The organism is Rhizobacter sp. (assembly GCF_035702065.1).
In the GTDB taxonomy this organism is placed as follows: Bacteria; Pseudomonadota; Gammaproteobacteria; order Burkholderiales; family Burkholderiaceae_C; genus Rhizobacter.
The window spans coordinates 1-18,472 of the sequence record NZ_DASSRA010000293.1 but is presented as its reverse complement, the minus strand read 5'-3'; the positions used below and the strand labels follow the sequence as shown (position 1 = coordinate 18,472).

General features: G+C 68.5%; 13 protein-coding genes. 5 read left to right on the top strand and 8 right to left on the bottom strand.

Annotation, left to right across the window (positions count from 1 at the left end; genetic code table 11):
- Positions 1–43 precede the first annotated feature (43 nt).
- Entirely contained in the window at positions 44–2,554 is a 2,511-nt protein-coding gene (locus tag VFL64_RS13360) for an ATP-binding protein (RefSeq protein ID WP_489540872.1), read from the top strand.
- Between the two features lie 237 nt (positions 2,555–2,791).
- Here VFL64_RS13360 and VFL64_RS13355 read toward each other — a convergent pair whose 3' ends face one another.
- From VFL64_RS13355 to VFL64_RS13345, 3 genes are all read right to left on the bottom strand, one after another.
- Complete coding sequence (locus VFL64_RS13355) at positions 2,792–3,010, bottom strand: YgdI/YgdR family lipoprotein (protein WP_489540871.1); 219 nt, start codon at positions 3,008–3,010, stop codon at positions 2,792–2,794.
- Between the two features lie 77 nt (positions 3,011–3,087).
- Positions 3,088–3,471 carry a hypothetical protein gene (locus VFL64_RS13350; protein ID WP_489540870.1) on the bottom strand — a complete coding sequence of 128 codons (384 nt, stop codon included), beginning with the start codon at positions 3,469–3,471 and terminating at the stop codon, positions 3,088–3,090.
- Positions 3,468–4,082, bottom strand: a complete 615-nt coding sequence (locus VFL64_RS13345) for a hypothetical protein (RefSeq protein WP_489540869.1) — start codon at positions 4,080–4,082, stop codon at positions 3,468–3,470. Before VFL64_RS13345 ends, VFL64_RS13350 begins: the two co-directional genes overlap by 4 nt.
- Positions 4,083–4,255: 173 nt before the next feature.
- Between VFL64_RS13345 and VFL64_RS13340 the strand changes: the two genes are divergently transcribed.
- From VFL64_RS13340 to VFL64_RS13330, 3 genes are all read left to right on the top strand, one after another.
- Entirely contained in the window at positions 4,256–7,606 is a 3,351-nt protein-coding gene (locus VFL64_RS13340; RefSeq protein WP_489540868.1) for a DUF748 domain-containing protein, read from the top strand.
- 218 nt (positions 7,607–7,824) lie between these two features.
- The gene (locus tag VFL64_RS13335; RefSeq protein WP_489540867.1) at positions 7,825–8,373 is read left to right on the top strand and encodes a phosphatase PAP2 family protein; all 549 of its coding nucleotides are present in this window, start codon (positions 7,825–7,827) and stop codon (positions 8,371–8,373) included.
- 120 nt (positions 8,374–8,493) lie between these two features.
- Positions 8,494–10,962, top strand: a complete 2,469-nt coding sequence (locus VFL64_RS13330) for a cation-translocating P-type ATPase (protein WP_489540866.1) — start codon at positions 8,494–8,496, stop codon at positions 10,960–10,962.
- Positions 10,963–10,998: 36 nt separating this feature from the next.
- On the opposite strand, the gene VFL64_RS13325 is transcribed toward VFL64_RS13330, so the two are convergent.
- From VFL64_RS13325 to VFL64_RS13315, 3 genes are all read right to left on the bottom strand, one after another.
- Positions 10,999–13,881, bottom strand: a complete 2,883-nt coding sequence (locus tag VFL64_RS13325) for an adenosylcobalamin-dependent ribonucleoside-diphosphate reductase (protein WP_489540865.1) — start codon at positions 13,879–13,881, stop codon at positions 10,999–11,001.
- 77 nt (positions 13,882–13,958) lie between these two features.
- The gene (locus tag VFL64_RS13320; RefSeq protein ID WP_489540864.1) at positions 13,959–14,327 is read right to left on the bottom strand and encodes a response regulator; all 369 of its coding nucleotides are present in this window, start codon (positions 14,325–14,327) and stop codon (positions 13,959–13,961) included.
- Positions 14,328–14,406: 79 nt separating this feature from the next.
- Positions 14,407–14,952, bottom strand: a complete 546-nt coding sequence (locus VFL64_RS13315) for a phasin family protein (RefSeq protein WP_489540863.1) — start codon at positions 14,950–14,952, stop codon at positions 14,407–14,409.
- 152 nt (positions 14,953–15,104) lie between these two features.
- Here VFL64_RS13315 and VFL64_RS13310 point away from each other — a divergent pair, with 152 nt between their 5' ends.
- Positions 15,105–15,431, top strand: coding sequence for a hypothetical protein (locus tag VFL64_RS13310; protein ID WP_489540862.1), 327 nt, complete (start codon positions 15,105–15,107; stop codon positions 15,429–15,431).
- Here the strand turns inward: VFL64_RS13310 and VFL64_RS13305 are convergent.
- A complete protein-coding gene (locus VFL64_RS13305; RefSeq protein ID WP_489540873.1) occupies positions 15,421–16,869 on the bottom strand; it encodes a flavin-containing monooxygenase in 1,449 nt (482 codons plus the stop codon). The genes VFL64_RS13310 and VFL64_RS13305 overlap by 11 nt on opposite strands.
- A gap of 132 nt (positions 16,870–17,001) precedes the next feature.
- The coding region (locus VFL64_RS13300; protein ID WP_489540861.1) for a YncE family protein at positions 17,002–18,472 on the bottom strand (1,471 nt) is incomplete at its 5' end.

Genomic DNA, 18,472 nt, shown 5'->3' with positions numbered 1-18,472 from the left:
TAAGATGAATGCAAGCTCTTCACATACGTCACCCTGGCCACACATGTCCCTGGCGAGACCTTCCCCGTTGCGCGACTGGGCCTGGGCCGCCATGGTGGGGGTGCTGGCGGTGGCATTGCGAGGCATCGCGGAGCCCCTGCTCGGCGACCGGCTGCCCTTCGTCGTCGCCTTTCCCTTGACGGTGCTGGCCTCCGTGATGTGGGGCACCGGGCCCGGCCTGCTGACGGCCCTGCTGTGCGCCGTCGCTGCCGCACTGCCCTCGCTGCCCCCGAACATCGACCACACCGACCGCCCGATCGAGGTCGGCTCCTTCCTGCTTGCATCCATCGTCATTGCCCTGCTGTGCGGCCAGTTCGGGCGGGCGCACTCGCAAGACAGCGAAGGCACCCCGGGCCAGGAGATCGAGACGCCGCTCACGGCCTGGCTGCGCGCCGTGTTGTGGGGTGCCTTCCTGGTGCCCACGACCGCCTTCGTCATGACCGCCTGGTGGGGTTTCGAGCGCGCCCAGCGCGATGCCGAGCTGGCGGCGGCCCACGCCTGCGACCTGGTCTACGAGCATGCGCGGCGCACGCTCTCCACCGCGGCGGACATCGCGCGCCGGGCCGACTCGATCTCCGCCGCGCCTGACGTGGTGGCGCGGCACCGCGAACTCGAGATCCACCAGCGCCTGTCCGACATGACGGTGAGCCAGCCGTCCATCCTCAACCTCAACGTGTGGGACGCCGAAGGCCGGCCGATCGCACGCAGCGACATCTTTCCCGTGGACCCCGCTGCGTCCGTCGCGGACCGCGCCTACTTCCAGGAGCAGCGCGCCGCCAACCTGCCCCTGGGCGTGAGCGAAGTGCTCAAGGGCCGGCAGACAGGCCTGGAGCTCTTCAATGCCACCATGCGACGAACCTCGGCTGACGGCAGCTTCCGTGGCGTGGTGGCAGTGTCGATGAAGCCGGAGTTCTTCCGCGACTACTACCGCTCGCTCTCCACCGAAGCACCGCACCTCGGGGTGTTTGCCCTGATCCGGCTCGACGGCGAGATCATCGCCCGCTGGCCCCCGACCACCGACGGCCGCACCCGCGTACCGGCCAACAGCCCGGTCCTCGCGCGCATCGCCGAAGGCGTGTATGCCGGCAACATCACGCTGCCGTCGATCGACGGCGCCGTCACGCGCATCGTGAGCTTCAAGCGCGTTGAAGGCTACCCGCTGTTCGTCACGGCCGGCTTCGGCCGCGAGGGCATGCTGGCCGGGTGGATCCGCTTCGTCGGGCTGCTCGCGGCCATCCTCGTGCCCACGACCGCGGGGCTGGTCTACGTGTCGTGGGTGGCCCTCAAGAAAACCCGGCGCGAACAGGCGGCCATGCTGCAGCTGCAGGAGCAGAGCCGCCGCCGCGCCAAGGCCGAGAAGAGCATGCTGGAAGCGCAGAAGCTGGAGACGCTGGCGGTCGTCACTGGCGGTGTGGCGCACGACTTCAACAACCTGCTCGCCATCGTCAACACCAGCCTGCACGTGCTCAAGCGCCTGCACCCGGAGCTGGCCGAGCAGAAGCAGGTCAAGGCCATGAGCCGGGCCATCCAGACCGGCGTGCGGCTCACGCGGCAGCTGCTCTCCTTCTCGCGCAAGCAGGCGCTGCGGCCCGAGGTGGTCAGCCTTCAGAGCTGGCTGCCGGCGACCGAGGGGCTGATCAAGGTCACGCTGCCACCTGGCGTGAGCTGGCAGCTCACGGTGGAGCCCGACACGGCGCCGATCGAGGTCGACGTGGGCGAGCTGGAATTGGCGCTCATCAACCTGGTGGTGAACGCGGGCCACGCCATGCCCCAGGGTGGCACGCTGCGCATCCATGCCGGCAACCTGCCGGCCGGCGGGCCCGCCGATGCGCCGCGCCGGGTGGGCATCGCCGTCACCGACAGTGGCGTGGGCATTCCCGCGCACTTGCTGGCCAAGGTGATGGAGCCCTTCTTCACCACGCGCGACAAGGGCGCCGGCTCGGGCCTCGGCCTGAGCCAGGTGCAGGGCTTCTGTGCCCAGGCGGGCGGCTCGGTCGAGATCGACAGCGAAGTGGGCCGCGGCACCACGGTGCGCATGCAGCTGCCCGCCTCGCAGCGCACCGTTGCAGGCGCCGAGGCCGAAGAGGAGCCGATGGCCGGCAAGCTGAGCGGGCGCATCCTGCTGGTGGAAGACAACGACGAACTCGCCAGCACCACCGAGATCATGCTGCGAACCGCGGGCCTGGAGGTGCTGCGCGTCGCGAGCGCCGACGCCGCGCTGGCCTATCTCGCCAACGCCTCCGCGCTGCCCGACGCGGTGCTGAGTGACATCGCGATGCCCGGCTCGATCAACGGCATCGGGCTGGCCTTCGAGTTGCGCCGCCGCATGCCCGGCCTGCCGGTGCTGCTCACGACGGGTTACGCAGAACAGCTGGATGAGGCGACGGAAGGCGGCTTTCGCGTGCTGCCCAAGCCGACGTCGCCCGAGCAACTGCTGGCGGAGCTTCGTGCCGTGTTGCCGGCGCGACCCAGGCCGCAGCCGGGGCGGGAAGCTCCGCTCGGTCAGGCCAGCTGATCAGTTCGCCGAACTCGGCCGTGTCGGGGGCTGCCACTGCACTCCCGCTGAGCCACGAGGTCGAGGCGACCGCCAGGCCAATGACCGTGAGAGTGACTGCGGGGAACAGTTGGTGCTTCATGACTGCCTCGGCGATGGCGCTGTGTGACGACACTGTGCGCCGGCGCCGAGGCTGCCGCTATCGGTGAGGGGAGCAGAGGCGTGTAGGACAGCTGCCCTCGCCGCTGCTGCGCGGGCTCAACGCTCCATGATCTGGACCACGTCGCTCTTCAGGATGGTGGCCTTCTTGCCGTCGGCGTCTTCATAGACGTACATGCCCGTCTTCTCGTCGTACTTGGGTTTGCCATGGGCTTCGAGCATGCGGCCTTCCTTGGTGCTGATGATGTACTGCGTGCTGGAGCACGCGACAGTCACGAGCGCCACGGCGGCGGCCAGGGTCAGGAGTCGGTAGTTCATGGTCGTTTTCCTTGGGTACCGGGGGGAAGCCATCTTGCCTTCGACGCGAGCCATTTGGCAACGGGTCATTGAGAGACTCACTCCTGCCGCACGCGCCAGCCCTTGCCAGGGTAGTTGCACAGGGGGTAGCTAGCGTCGCTCTTGAGCCCCTTGGCCTGGTTGATCACCCGCACCCGCTTGCACGACATGCCGTCGGCGCTGAAGGTCTCGGTGATCTCGGCTTCGCCGGCGTGTTTGGTCTTGGGGTTGCTCCACTGGCCCTTGGCGCCTTGCTCCCCCTTGGCCAGCAGGTCGTCCACGTTCTTGCGCATCAACCGGATGTCTTCGTTGTTGAAGTAGTTGATGGGCGAGTTCTTCAGGAAGCCGAGGCCGCTCTGCGCGGATGCGGCCAGGGGCAGCAGCATTCCCATGGTGAGCACGCCGGCCCAGCGGCTCATGCGGTCAAACAAAGGTTTGCTCACTTCTTGGCGGCCGCAGCGGCGGGCTCGAAGCTCAGCACGGCAGACTCGATGACGCTTGCGCGCACCTCGTCACCCACTTTCACCTTCTTGAGGTCGATGTCTGGCGGCACGTCGACCGTGATGGTCCGCTTGGCGCCGCGCAGCGTGGCGGTGCGGTTCTTCTTGTCGATCGACTGGATGACCGCCAGCACGTCGACCTTGCGGCGGCCTGCGATGCCCGGTGCGGCGCCGCTCGCGGCGGCGGCAGAGGAGCTGCTGACCACGCGCTCGCGGATGCCCGACTTGCTCCCCGTGGGTTCCAGCGAGGCCACGGCCGCCACCGCATAGCGCAGCACGAGGTCGTCGCCCACGCGAACGGCTTCGAGGTTCTTCACCTCGGCCGGCACGTCGAACGACAGCAGTTCCCCGTTGGGACGGCGCAGCGTGATGATGCGCTGGGCCGTGTCCAGCTCGACGACCTTGGCCTTGACCACCAGTTCACCCACCTTGGCGCGCAGGCCGGGCGCATCGGCCTTGGCCACCGCGGCGGCGGCACCTTGCGCCATCGCGTGGGCCGACAAAAGCAGCGCACTGCTGCAGACGAACGCACCAAAGACACGGGTTCTGCTCATTCAAAGCTCCTGGTGATACCGGGGAAAGGTTGGGGCCGCCAGCGGCCCGCGCAGTTGACACCGCCCGGCGATGGCTCGTCAAGCCCTCGCGGGTGTTGCGGGTGTGGACACCAAGGTGCAAGCCTTGCGCCAGGGATACTTGCCGCAGTACAAGACGCAACCCACCCCGCACCATGCCCACTTCCATCCGACGACTGTTGCTCAGCATCCCGGCCCTCACCGTGGCCGGGCTGGTGCTGGTCTACCTGTTGTTCTCGTGGTTCGCGTTCGAGCCGCTGGTGAAGTGGGCAGCGCCCAGGGCGGTGGCCGACAGGAGCGCCTACCAGCTCACCATCGAGCATGCGCGCTTCAACCCCTTCCGCCTGGCGGCGCAACTCGATGGCGTGGTGTTCAGCGAACCGGGCGGCAAGCCACTGCTGAGCGTGAAGCAGCTGGTGGCCAACGTCGACACCCGCAGCCTCTTCAAGCGCGCCTACGTGTTCGACCAGGTGCGCATCAGCGAACCCGTGGTGGCCGTGGAACTGGGTGCCAACGGCCGCCTGAACTGGCTCGATGTGGCCGATGCTTTCGCCGGCCCGCCGACCCCGAAGACCCAAGGCGACGCCCAACCGACCCGCATGCTGCTGCGCCAGCTGCTGATCGAACGCGGCCGCATCGAGCTGGTCGACCACATGGTGCCCGGCGGCTTTCGCACCCGGATCGACCCGCTCGACATCGACCTGGAGAACCTCTCCACCTTGCCCGAGGACCGCGGCGAACACAGCCTGTCCGCCGTCACCGGCATCGGCGCCAAGATCAGGTGGAAAGGCGAACTCGGCCTGAACCCGCTGGTGGCCCGCGGCGAGCTGGCGGTCGATGACGTGTTCCTCGATCGGCTGTGGCCCTACACCCGGCAGCGGCTCAAGATCGCCCAGCCGCAAGGCAAGGCCGCCGTGAAGCTGGGCTACCACGCGCGCTATGCCGCCAAGGTCTTCGATCTGCAACTCGACGGTGTCGAAGCCAGCCTGGAGAAGCTGGTGCTGCGCGGCCCCGACGATGCGCAGCCTTCGATCGCGCTCGATGCGGTGCACCTGAGTGGCGGCCGCCTCGACCTCGGCAAGCGTGAGGCGTCGCTCGACAGCTTCAGCATCGAAGGCGGCAAGCTTGCGCTCGACCTCGATGCCCAGGGCCAGCCCAACGTGCTGGCCTGGCTGCCCGCCGCAGCGTCGGCACCCGCCCCCGCGGCCAGCGCCGCGCAGGCCCCGGCGCCCTGGCGTTTCTCGCTCGGCCGGGCCGCTGTCGACAAGCTGGCGGTGCGCGTGGTGTCGCACCAGTTCGCCGCGCCGCTCACCGCCGAAATCGGGCAGGCCAGGCTCGGCTTCAAGGTGCAAGGCAGCGCAGGCGACGGCCCGTTGCAGCTGAACCTCGAGGGGATCGGCGTGGAGCTCGGCACCCTCACGCTTGCAAGCGTCGGCATCGCCCAGCCCTGGTTCGAGCTGGCCTCGGCCAAGGTGGAAGACGGCCGCGCCACGCTGCCCGCGCTCGACGTGGCGCTCGGCCGCGTGGCGGTGAGCGGCGGCCGCATCAACGCGCTGCGCGACGGCAAAGGCGAGCTGCCGCTGCTGCAGGCCCTGGGCCGCGCCGGCCCGCCGCCGCCGCCTCCGGCACAGCCTCCGCAGCCCCTGCACTACCACGTGGCCAAACTGGAGCTGAGCGACTTCGGCGTCGCCTTGCGTGACGAATCGGTCTCCCCCGCCGCCAGCCTGGGGCTCGACGACATCACCGCCAGCGCCGAGAACCTGAGCGACGACCCCAAGGCCTTGGCGCCCATGCAACTCAAGCTGCGCCTGCGCCACGGCGGCCGCTTCGAAGCCAGCGGAAAGGTCGCGCCGACCGCCCCCTCGGCCGACCTGCAGCTCAAGCTCAGCGACCTCAGCTTCACGCCGGCCCAGCCCTACGTGGCGAAGTCGACCAACGTGGTGCTGGCCGGCGGCCAGGCCAGCACGCAAGGACGCCTGCGCTACCAGCAGGGCCAGCTGCGCTACGACGGCGGCTTCTCGCTCAAGAACCTGCTGCTCAACGAAGAGAGCAGCCGCGAACGCTTCCTCGCATGGAAGTCGCTCTCCACCACCAAGCTCACGGTGACGCCCGAGCGGCTGCAGGTGGGCGAGCTGCTGCTCGATGGCGTGGATGCCAAGGTCGTCGTCTTCCAAGACCGATCCGTCAATGTCGCCAAGCTGCTCAAGCCCAGCTCTCCGTTGGCGGCCCCAGCCGGTGCGGCCAGCGCGCCACCACCGAAGAAGGAGTCGCCCGGCTACCAGGTCGACATCGAACGCCTGCGCGTCACCGAAGGCCGGATGGACTTCTCCGACCTGTCGCTCGCCCTGCCCTTTGGTGCACTCATCCACAAGCTCAACGGCCAGGTGAACGGGCTGTCCAGCCGGCCTGGCGGCGCGGCACAGGTGCAACTCGACGGCCAGGTCGACGAGTTCGGCCTCGCACGGGCCGCCGGTCAGATCAACCTCTTCGATCCCACCGGCTTCACCGATCTGAAGGTGGCCTTCCGCAACGTCGAGATGACCTCGCTCACGCCCTACTCCGCCACCTTTGCCGGGCGCAAGATCCAGTCCGGCAAGCTCTCGCTCGACCTCGAATACAAGATCAAGGACCGCCAGCTCGTCGGCAACAACCAGGTCATCATGGACAAGCTGGTGCTGGGCGAACACATCGACAGCCCCTCGGCCGCCAACCTGCCGCTCGACCTGGCGCTCGCGCTGCTGAAAGACTCCGAAGGCAAGATCGACCTCGGCCTGCCCGTCTCCGGCAGCCTGGACGACCCGAAGTTCAGCTACGGTGCGCTCATCTGGAAGGTGTTCGTCAACGTGGTCACCAAGGTCGTCACCGCGCCCTTCCGCGCGCTTGGCGCGTTGCTCGGGGCCGATGCCGACAAGATGGAAAGCGTGACCTTCGACCCCGGCCGCGCCGAACTGCTGCCGCCCGAACGCGAGAAGCTGGCCAAGCTGCCCGCCGTGCTGGCCAAGAAGCCCGAACTCACGCTCACCGTGCGCGGCACCTACAACCCGCGCAGCGACCGCGAGGCCATCCAGGAACTGCGACTGCGCCGCGCCGTCGCCCAGCAAGGCGGCCGCCAGATCGGCCCCACCGAAGACCCCGGCCCGATCAGCCTCGCGCAGCCCACCACGCGAGAGGCGCTGGAGAAGCTCTACACCCAACGCTTCGGCGCCAAGGCGCTGGCGGAAGAAGCGGCACGCCTGCGTGGCGGCGATCTGCCCACGCTGATGATGCAGCGCCTGCTCGAAGCCGAGGTGGTCGACGACGCGGCGCTGACCGCACTTGCCGGCGAACGTGCCGAGGCCATCCGCCGCGAGCTCACCGGCCGCGGCCTGGCCGCCGAGCGCATGCGCACCGAAGAGCCGAAGGCCCAGGAAGGCGACGGCCTCACCGTGGGCGCGGCGCTCGGCCTCGACACGGGCGGCGCCAAGGGCAACGCTGCTCCCACCACCACCACCAGCTTGGCGCGATGAAGCGCTGCGCGTGGCGCTGGTCAGACCTGAAGCAGCCCATGTGGCCAACCAGGCCAACCTGAGCGCATTCGCCTACCTCAAGCAAGCCCATCACGTCGTGCCGGAAGTACCCCGGACACGACTGTGATCTGCCGCAGACTGCAACTTGCCCGCCCTGAGGCGTCCGCATTGCGCAAGCGCAATCTCCCTCGACGAGCGCGCTCCAGAATCAATTCATCATGTTGATGTCGTTGCTGACCGGCGAGTTGCGCAGGGCCATCTGTGCGCTGCTCCTCACCTGCACAGCCATGGCCTCACTGGCGGGCACCGACGATGAACGCGAAGCCGGCGATGCGCTGAGCTACCTCCTGCCCGCCGGCGTGCTGGCCGTGGAGGTCTGGCACGGTGACCGTGAAGGCGCAACGCAGTTCGTCTTGTCCTTCGCGACCACCCTCGGAGTGACCGAGGTTCTCAAGCGCACGACGCACGTCGAGCGTCCCGATCAAAGCAACGACCAGTCCTTCCCCTCCGGACATGCCGCGCGCGCCTTTGCGGCGGCCACCTTCGTCCACCGGCGACACGGCTTGGAGCCGGCATTGCCCTTGTACGCGCTGGCCACCTACGTCGGCTATACGCGGGTGCAAAGCCAACGGCATCGCTGGGTCGACGTCGCCGGCGCAGCAGCCGTTTCCGCGGTTTCGACGTGGGTGTTCGTGGAGCCGGCTCCCATCGTCGTTTCGGCGGGGTACCGGCACGCCGCCATCCAGTGGTCGGTGCCGCTGCGGTGATGCCGAGGCTGATGCGCGAGCATCTCCCGGCAAATTGACGGGCGTCAACGGGAGGCGCCGGGGCAAGGCCGAGACTGCGCCCATTGCACGGCACGACGCGCCTGGCGAGGAAGACGAAGCATGGGTCAGCGCGGTGTTCCTCTCGACAGATTGCCGGCCTTGCGCCTGGGTGATGCCGGTCTCGACACTGCAACGGTCGAGGCACAACGCCGCCATGGCTTCAACGACATCGTGGCCGAGGCCGCCAGCGGCTGGCTCGTGGTCGCGCGCGACACGGCACGCGACCCCATGCTGTGGTTCCTGGTGCTGACCGCCGGCCTGTTCGGCCTGCTGGGTCAGGCCACTGAGTCGATGACCCTCCTGGTGGCCATGGTGCCGCTGCTGGGCATGGACGCCTACCTGCACCGGCGCACGACGGCGTCGTCCGCGGGGCTGGCGAGCCGCCTGGCGAGCTCGGCACGCGTGCTGCGCGATGGGCGGTGGCAGCACATCCCGTCGCGCGAGCTGGTTCCCGGCGACCTGGCCGAGGTCAAGGCGGGCGAGTACTTCCCTGCGGACGGTCTGCTGGTGTCGGGCAGCGGCCTGCAAGCAGACGAATCGACCCTGACGGGCGAATCGCTGCCGGTTGCAAAGCGGGTGCTCGACCTCGCGAATGGGGCGCTGCCCGCCAGCGCGTCCGAGGAACATTGGGCCGCCGCCGGAACCCGCCTGCTCACCGGCCAGGCCCGGCTGCGCATCGCCTGCATCGGCGGGGATACCCGCTATGGCGAGATCGTGCGGACCGCCACCGAAGGTGGCCACAGCGCCACCCCTCTGCAGAAGGCCATCGGGCAACTGGTGACGGTCCTGCTCGGCGCGGCGATCGTGATGTGCATCGTCCTGGCAGCGATCCGGCTGTGGCACGGCCATGGATGGATTGACGCGCTTCTCAGCGCCGTGACGCTCGCGGTGGCGGCCCTGCCCGAAGAGTTTCCGGTCGTCTACACGTTCTTTCTGGGGGTCGGCGTCTTCCGCCTGGCGCGCAAAAAGGCCCTTGTGCGGCGCGCGGTGGCGGTAGAGAACATCGGCCGCGTGACCTGCATCGTGTCGGACAAGACCGGGACCATCACCGCGGGCTCGCTTGTCCTCGCGCACCGGATGCCCGCCGCCGGCGAGGACGACCGTTCGGTGCTGCAGGTGGCAAGCTTCGCCGGCAGGCCGGACAGCGGCGATCCGCTCGACGAGGCACTGCACGCGGCGTCGGGCCCGATGCCCGCGGCCACGACGCTGTCGGAGTTCCCGTTCACCGAGGCCCGGCGGCGCGAGACGGTCATCAGGCGCCCGGCTTCAGGCAATCCGGTCGCCTTCACCAAGGGGGCTCCGGAGACGGTGCTGGCGACGTGCAACATGCCGGGCGCCGAACGGGCGGCCTGGCTGGCTCGCGTCGAGGAGTACGCAAGCTCGGGCCACAAGGTCATCGCCTGCGCACGCCGCGACTGGCCTGCCGGTGAACCGATGGACGTCGAGCCCGGTGCAGGGTTCAGGTTCGCCGGCTTGCTCGCCTTCGAAGATCCGGTGCGAGAGGGCGTGCGCCAGGCCATCGGGGACTGCATCGCCGCTGGCATGCGCGTCATCATGGTGACGGGAGATCACCCCACCACGGCCGCAGCGATCGCGCGCGAGATCGGCCTCTGCGGGGAGGCCGGCAAGGTCGTCGTCCTCGGGCCGGACGACGACGTCGCTGCAGCGCTCGGTGCGGGCGACGGAACCCACGTGGTGGCGCGTGCGACGCCCACCCAGAAGCTCGCCATCGTGCAAGCGCTGCAGGCACAAGGTGAACTCGTCGCCGTGACGGGCGATGGCGTGAACGACGTCCCGGCGCTTCGCCTGGCCGACATCGGCGTGGCCATGGGCGAGCGCGGCACGCGCAGCGCCCGCGAAGTGGCTCCGGTGGTGCTGCTCGACGACAACTTCAGAACCATCGTCGACGCCGTGGCGGAAGGCCGCCAGCTGTTCGAGAACCTCAGGCTCTCGTTCGTCTACCTGCTGCTCGTGCACATCCCGCTCGTGATCGGGGCCGCCGCCATCCCGCTCATGGATATGCCCCTGCTGTTCCAGCCCATTCACATCGTGTGGCTGGAACTCGTGATCCACCCGACGGCGATGCTGGCGTTCCAGGACTTGCCGCGGGTGGGTCCACTGTCGCCCGTCTCGCACCACCGCCACGCCCGCTTCTTCTCGACGCGCGTCTGGCTCGGGATCGGCCTGGTGGGTGCCATGTTGAGCGTCGCCGTGGTGTGGAGCTACCTCCATGCGCTGGGAACAGACCAGGACGTCGACCATGCACGCGCAATGGCCCTCACCGTTCTGCTGGCGGCCAGCGCAAGCATCACGATCGGCCTGACGCGGTTGCGTCGGGCCGCTGCGCGCTGGCTTGTGGTCGGGACGCTGGCCTCGCTGGGCCTGCTGGTGCAGGCGCCGGTGATCAGCCGCTGGATGAACCTACGCCCATTGCACGCCACGGACTGGATCCCGGCCGGCCTGGTCGTCCTGGCGACCTGCCTGGCCACTCTCCTGCTGGCCTCTCGGATGCGCCTTCAGTCGGATTGACAGACGGCACCGCTGCCCGCAAACCCACCGGCCGACCTACCCGCACTGCCCCACATAGCCACACGCGGTGCAGAAGTCGCAGCCATCCTTGTGGATCACATTCGGGTTGCCGCACTCGGGGCACACCGCACCGGTGAGCATGGGGGATGACGTGTTGGCGTCGTCGGCCGGTTCGAGCACGCCCATGTCGCGCACCGGGAAGCCGTCTTCTGTCAGCACGCCCAGCATGGCGTAGCGGTGGATGATGAGCCGCGCGAGGTAGGCCACCGTGGAAGGCCAGGTCTGCTGGCGGCGTTCGCCGTGCGGCAGGCCGGGCACGAATGCCATGAAGTGACCCAGCGGTTCGGCGTAGTTGAGCAGCTTGCGCAGCTTCATGCCGATCCACGCGGGGTCGACCACGCGCATGTCGAGCGAGAGCACGCGCGCCAGGCCGTCGAGCGCGCGCGGGTAGTTGCCCGAGAAGCCCACCGCGCACGGGCGGGTGACAGGCAGGCCGTCGTGGCCGGGCAGCGTGACTTCTTTCAGCGTGAGGGTGAAGTCTTCGCCGGTGGCGGGGTTGCTCACATCCACCGCCCAGGCCAGCGTGCCCGAGGGGCCGGTGTGCGGCTCGTCGCGGGCGAACATGGCGTCGATCACCGGCGTGGGGGCCTTGGCGCCCGAGCGTGGCAGCGCCTTGAGTTGCTCGCAGCGCCAGCGGATCACGGCCGCGGTGGCGGCCACCACGCCGGGGAAGAGCCGCCGCTCGCCGCTGGGCGGGAACGGCATCTCGAACGAGCGCTCTTCGGCCACGGTGGCGAGCACGTCGAGCTTGAGCTGCAGCCAGGCCGGGTCGTCAGCGCGCAGGTCCATCGACAAGGTCTTGGCGAGCGCGCCCAGGCCGCGCGGCTGCTCGGCGCCGTTGATCCACACCTCGAACGGCTTGGGCGCCCCGCCCTCGCCTGCGAATTCGCCGACGAAGAGCGCGAACTCGCCGAAGGTGTGGCGCACCATGTACGTCCACGAGCTGTTGCCGGCCGGCAGCTCGGGCCGCCCCGGCCAGCGCAGGGATGACAGCACCGGCGCCGGCAAGCGCTCCAGAGCCAGGCGCTGGTTGGCGTCATTGAGCTGCATGACAGGGGCGCCTGCACCGGGCGTGGTGCTGAGCACGGAGCCGAGCACGCTGTTCGGCCGGTAGGTGGCCAGGCCCTTCAGGCCCGATTGCCAGGCCTGCAGGTAGAGGTTCTGGAAGTCGGCATAGGGGTAGTCGGCCGGCACGTTCACGGTCTTGGAGATGGCGGTGTCGATGCACGGTGCCACGGCGGCCACCATGGCGGCGTGGTCGGTCGCGCTCATCTCCAATGCGGTGACGAAGGCCGGCGTGAGCGGCGCGTGCTCGCCCTTCAGGTGGCGGTAGAGGCGCCAGGCATGGTCCTCGACGGCGTACTCCTTGAAGCTGCCGTCGGGCATGCGCTTCTTGCGCGTGTAGCTCCAGCTGAAGGCCGGCTCGATGCCGTTGCTCGCGTTGTCGGCGAAGGCCAGGCTGATGGTGCCGGTGGGCGCGATGGACAGCAGGTGCGAGTTGCGCAAACCATGGGCGCGGATGCGGTCGCGCAGCCACTGCGGCAGGCGCGAGGCGAAGGTGCCGCTGCTGAGCAGCAGGTCGGCGTTGAAGAGTGGAAAGGCGCCGCGCTCCTGCGCCAGGTCGGCCGAGGCTTCATACGCCGCGTCGCGCAGCACCTCGGCGATGCGTCGCGCCATGGCGCGGGCCTCGGGCGTGTCGTAGCGCAGGTTGAGCATGACCAGCGCATCGCCCAGGCCGGTGAAACCGAGGCCAACGCGCCGCTTGTTGCGCGCTTCTTCGTGCTGCTGCGGCAGCGGCCAGACGGTCACGTCGAGCACGTTGTCGAGCATGCGCACCGCCACGCGTGCCACCTTGGCGAAGGCCACCTCGTCGAAGCGCGCCTCGGCCTCGAACGGGTCGGCAATGAAGCGCGTGAGGTCGATCGAGCCGAGGCAGCAGCAGCCGTAGGGCGGCAGCGGCTGTTCGGCGCAGGGGTTGGTGCTGGCGATGGTCTCGCAGTACGAGAGGTTGTTGTCGCGGTTGATCGGATCGAGGAAGAGCACACCGGGCTCGGCATGGTCGTAGGTCGACCGCATGATCTGGTCCCACAGCTCGCGCGCGCGCAGCTTGCGGTAGACCCACAGTGCCCCGTTGGCATAGGCGCCGGCGGCCTTCTGTGCCGCACCGGGTTCGGCGCGGTGCACGAGTTCGATCTCGCCGTCGGCCTGCACGGCCTGCATGAAGGCATCGGTCACGCCCACCGAGATGTTGAAGTTCTTCAGGTCGCCTTCGTCCTTGGCATGGACGAACTCCTCGATGTCGGGGTGGTCGCAGCGCAGCACGCCCATCTGGGCGCCGCGGCGCGCGCCGGCGCTCTCGACCGTTTCGCAGGAGCGGTCGAACACGCGCATGTAGCTCACCGGGCCGGAGGCGCTGCTTTGCGTGCTGCCCACCCAGGCGCCACGGGGGCGGATGCGCGAGAAGTCGTAGCCCACGCCACCACCGCGCCGCATGGTCTCGGCGGCCTCGGTGAGTGCGATGTAGATGCCGGGGTGGCCGTCTTCGGCCTGGGCGATCGAGTCCCCCACCGGCTGCACGAAGCAGTTGATGAGCGTGGCCGACAGGCTGGTGCCCGCCGCCGACTGGATGCGCCCTGCCGGCACGAAGCCCTGGCGCAGGGCCTGCGCAAAGCGCTCTTCCCACACCGCGCGCTGGTTGGGCGGCTCGGCCTGCGCCAACGCACGCGCCACGCGCTGGTGGACGTCTTCGGCTGAGCGCTCGTCGCCCTTGGCGTACTTCTCGATCAGCACTTCTTCGCTGATGGCCTGGGCCGGCAGGTTGGTGAGGGTGTGGGCAGGGGATTCGTGGGTCTCGTGCATTGGGGTGTGCTCCTGCGCGCACTGTGACCGAAGCGCCATATCCACGTCGAGGCCATGCCGCCTCAGCTTGCGTTAGCTCAAGGCTTGTTCAGAAACGTCTCTATCTGCGCAACGAATACCTCGGGCGCCAGCGGCATGGAGAAGTAGCCGTCGAAGCCGGCCATGCCGGCGCCGCGTTCCGTCTCGCGCACCGCGGCGGCCATCACGGCGACGATGGGGGTCTGCCCGCAGGCGGCATCGAGCTTGAGTTGCTCCAGCACGCCGAATCCTTCGAGCGCCGGGGCGTGCAGGTCGCAGATGATCAGGTCGGGCCGCTCGCGCCGGGCCGCGATCAGCCCGGCCCGCCCGTCGGTGGCCACGGAGACGCGGTGCCCGCTGTGTTCGAGCAGGCACTGGGCGATCTCCAGGTTGGATGCGTCGTCTTCGATGATCAGGATACGGGCCATGCGGCGAGGTTCCTCGCCGCGATTGAAGCATCGGCGGCCAGGGCACGCACCTGTCAGAGATCGCAGGTGCTCCGGCTTCTCAGTGCAACGAGGCCTCGGTGCGGTACACCATGTCGGCCCACTGCTTTCCCAGGTCGACCCACTGGTTCCACACCTGATGGGCAGCCTCGCTGCCGTGGAGTTCTGGTGCCGGCTCGGGCTGCGGCCGGGCGGCAGGCGTTGCCACCGGCTGGGCCACGAGCTTGGCCAGGTCGCCGCCCACGGTGGCCGCGCTCTGGTTGAGCAGGCTCAGGCTGCTGGCCTGGGTCTCGGCGCAAATGGTGGCGATGCGCTGCCAGTACTGGCTCGACGCCTCCAGGTCGAAGCGCAGCAGACCGGCCTGCAGCTCGAACAACTCGGCCGTCGTGCGCGCCTGGGCCACCAGCGCCTGGGCTTGTTCATGGCGCTCGTGGGCCTGGTGCGCGGCCTCCATCTGGCAGCGGTGCATCTCCTCGGCGCCCTTGAACACCACGTCGGTGAGGCGGATCAGCGCCTGCAGCTGATCCTGCGAAATGCTCAAGGTGGCGTCGGGCTCGGCGTCTGCGGCCTTGGAGGTCGCGCCTGCCTTGCGGGTCTTGCTGGACATGCTGTGTCTCCTCATGTGGGGGTGGACTCTCATTCGTAGTCCACGCAAGACCATTGCGCAAGCTCAAAGTGCTTGCTGCCACCAGCAGCACGATCTATCTTTGGCCCTGCAGTCAGTGCATCCCTGAACGTTCACGCTGTTGGAGACAAAGCATGACAAGTGGAAGCAATGAGTCGCCGCCGAGAACCGCCGGCCCGGACCTGATCCTGCTCGCCCTGTTCCAGAGCCGCTTGCGAGAGCGGTCGCGTTACCTGGACCAGGTGATTCAATCGGACGCTTCACCCAACAGCGTCCGGCGCGCCGAGGAGGCGCTCGCTGCAGTGCAAGAAGCAGAACGCCGCCTGGGCCGCGGCCGCTACGGCTTGTGCGACAGCTGCAACGAACCCATCGGGTGGGACGAGTTGCTGCAGTCCCCTGAGCAGACGAGCTGCAGAAGTTGCAGCCAGTTTGGCGGGCTGGACGCACGCCTCAAGAACTGAAACGCATCACGCCATCGTCGAGCCTGCCGTAACGCAAGCTCAATAGATCGCGCGCGTAGTTCTGGTACAGCCGCCAGGGTGCCTCGGTGCCCTGCTTTGGCAACTTGTCCAAGGCGCGCTGCACGTAGCCGGAGCTGAAGTCGATCCACGGCGCGGCCTGGACCGACGGGTCGCTGTTGCGCGGCGTGCATTGGCGGTAGCCGTGGGTGGCCATGTGATTGAGCAGGCGGCACACGTACTCGCAGGTCAGGTCGCACTTGAGCGTCCACGAGGCATTGGTGTAACCAAAGGCCGACGCGAGGTTGGGCACGCCGCTGAACATCATTCCCTTGTAGGTCAGGGCCTGGGCCAGGTCGACGGCTTGCCCGTCGACGCTGAGCCGCACGTCGCCCAGCAGGTTGAGCCGCAAACCGGTGGCGGTGACGATGAGGTCGGCTTCAAGGTGCGCACCCGACTCCAGCTGGATGCCGCGATCGGTAAAACTTTCAATCTGGTCGGTGACCACCGATGCGCGCCCCGCGCGGATGGCTGCGAACAGGTCGCCATCGGGCACCAGGCACAAGCGCTGGTCCCAGGGCTTGTAGCGCGGGCTGAAATGCCGTGCCACGTCGTAGTTGGGTCCGAGCGCGGCGACCACGCCCTTCTGGATGAGCTTGCGCACAAACTCCGGCCGGCGCTTGCACAAACGGTAGAAGTACATGCCCAGCAGCACGTTCTTCCAGCGCGTGATGGCGTAGGCGGCCCGCGCCGGCAGCCTGCCGCGCAGCCAGTTGGCGATGCGGTCCTGCGCGGGGCGCGACACCACGTAGGTCGGCGAGCGCTGCAGCATGGTGACGTGGGCGGCCCGCTTGGCCAGCTCGGGCACCAGGGTGACCGCGGTGGCGCCGCTGCCGATCACCACCACGCGCTGCTTGCTGTAGTCGATGTCGGGCGTCCACTTCTGCGGGTGGACGACGCGGCCGGCAAAGCGCTCGATGCCGGCGAACTCGGGTGTGTAGCCCGCGTCGTAGCTGTAGTAGCCGGCGCACATGAAGAGGAAGCTGCAGCTGAGTTCCAGGCTCTCGCCGGATGGCACGCGCTCAGCCTGCACCGTCCACTTCGCCTCGGCGCTGGACCAGTTCGCGCTCTTCACACGGTGCCCGAAGCGGACGTGCGGCTCGATGCCGCCCTCGCGCGCGGTGTCGCGCACGTAGTCAAGGATGGTCGGGCCATCGGCGATGGCGCGCGGGTTCGTCCACGGGCGGAACGAATAGCCCAGCGTGTACATGTCGGAATCGGAGCGCACCCCGGGATAGCGGAACAGGTCCCAGGTGCCGCCGATGGCATCGCGGCTTTCCAGGATCAGGTAGCTGCGGCCGGGGCATTCGGCCTGCAGGTGGTGGGCAGCGCCGATGCCCGACAGGCCAGCGCCCACGATCAGTACATCGACATGTTCCATCGGCACGCTGCCTCACTGGTGGGACCGGGCGACAGGATAGCCCGCGCCAAAAAGAACACCCGCGGGGTGCCACCGGAGTGACACCGCCGCGGGCCAACGGAGGTCTTTCGTCGTACTGCTTGCTAGAGGAGATCAGTCACGGTCGAGCGTGTTGTTGGCATCGCGGTCCACACCGATGCGCGTGCCGTTGCCCGGTGGCACACAGGTGAAGGTGAGCGGCGCACCGGCGGCGCTGGCCTGGTCGAGCAGGCCTTGCAGCGTGACGGCCGCTTCGCTCGCCTTGTTGGGCACGAAGTTCTGGCTGCTGTTCATCACCCAGCCGCGCGACTGGTTCTGAATCACGCCCTTGGCCACCAGCTCGCATTCGGCCCGCGGGCTGGTGATGTTGGCGCGGGCCACCAGCAGGTTGAGCCGGCCGCGGATGTCGGTCTGCGTGGCGTTGGTCGGCGTGACCGTGACCTGCTGGCCGACGATGGGGTTCATCTCCGATCCCATGGCCAGCACGAACTGCTCGACCTGCGCGCGCTGCGTGGCATTGAGCGTGAACACCGCCGCGCTCAGGAACTGGAACACCGTGCCCGAGGCGCCGGAGTTGTCGAAGCCGAAGCCCTTGATCTGGTCGCCCACGTTGCCCACGCTCGCGACCTGCGTGTTCTCGCCGAACATGCCGACCTTCTGGTACATGTTGCGCAGGTGCGGGATCTTCATGTCTTCATCGACACCGCCGCCCTCGATGGCCAGCGTGCCGTCGGTGCCGAAGCGCTTGGCCGTGCCGTTCACCACGTGGCAGCCGTTGCAGGTGGTCAGCGTGTCGGAGGTGACGGTGTTGTAGACCGTCTGGCCTTGCGCCTGCGCCGTGGTCAGCGAGTTGTCGAGGTTGGTGATGGGGCTGGGCGGGTAGGTCAGGCGCAGCGCGAACTTGGTGAACGCGTCCATCTGCGCCGCGGTGAGCTGCGAGTCGCGGCCCAGCAGCCCGGTGAAGGCGACGTTGAAGTCCTTGAAGGCCTGGTCTTCGATCGACTGGCCGGCCACGCGGCTGGCGCCCGTGCGGTCGCCACGCCAGTGCATCGGGCCGTTGCCGGCCAGGCCGCGCAGGCTTTGCGTCGTCATCGGGCCCTTCATCGGGTGCAGGTTGGTGTTGCGGCCGATGCGCGGGATGTTCACGTTGTAGGTGCCGGGGTTCTGCACGCGGCGCTCGTCGGGGTTGCCGAGGTCCCAGGACAGGTGGTCCATGTCGCCGAAGATGTGGCAGCCCGAGCACGACGAATCGCCGCGGCTGGAGGTGAGTTGGGCGTCGTACAGGAAGGGTCGGCCGTTCACGACCACCGCCGGCTCGGGGTTGAACATCTTCACGTGCGCGGCTTCGGTGAAGCTGGTGGTGTTCACCACCGAGATGCCGTTGTCGCCGCGGGTCAGCACGAAGGCGCGGGCGCGCGGTGCGTCGAGCACCACACCGGTGGGCAGGCCGCCGGTCAGCGTCACGTGGCTGCTGGCCGAGGGCGTGAAGCTGTTGGCCTCGAGCTGCGAGGTGCTGAAGCGGCCGAGCTTGTTGGAGCCCATGGCTGCCACGTAGAGCGTGCCGCCGTCGGGTGTGATCGCCATC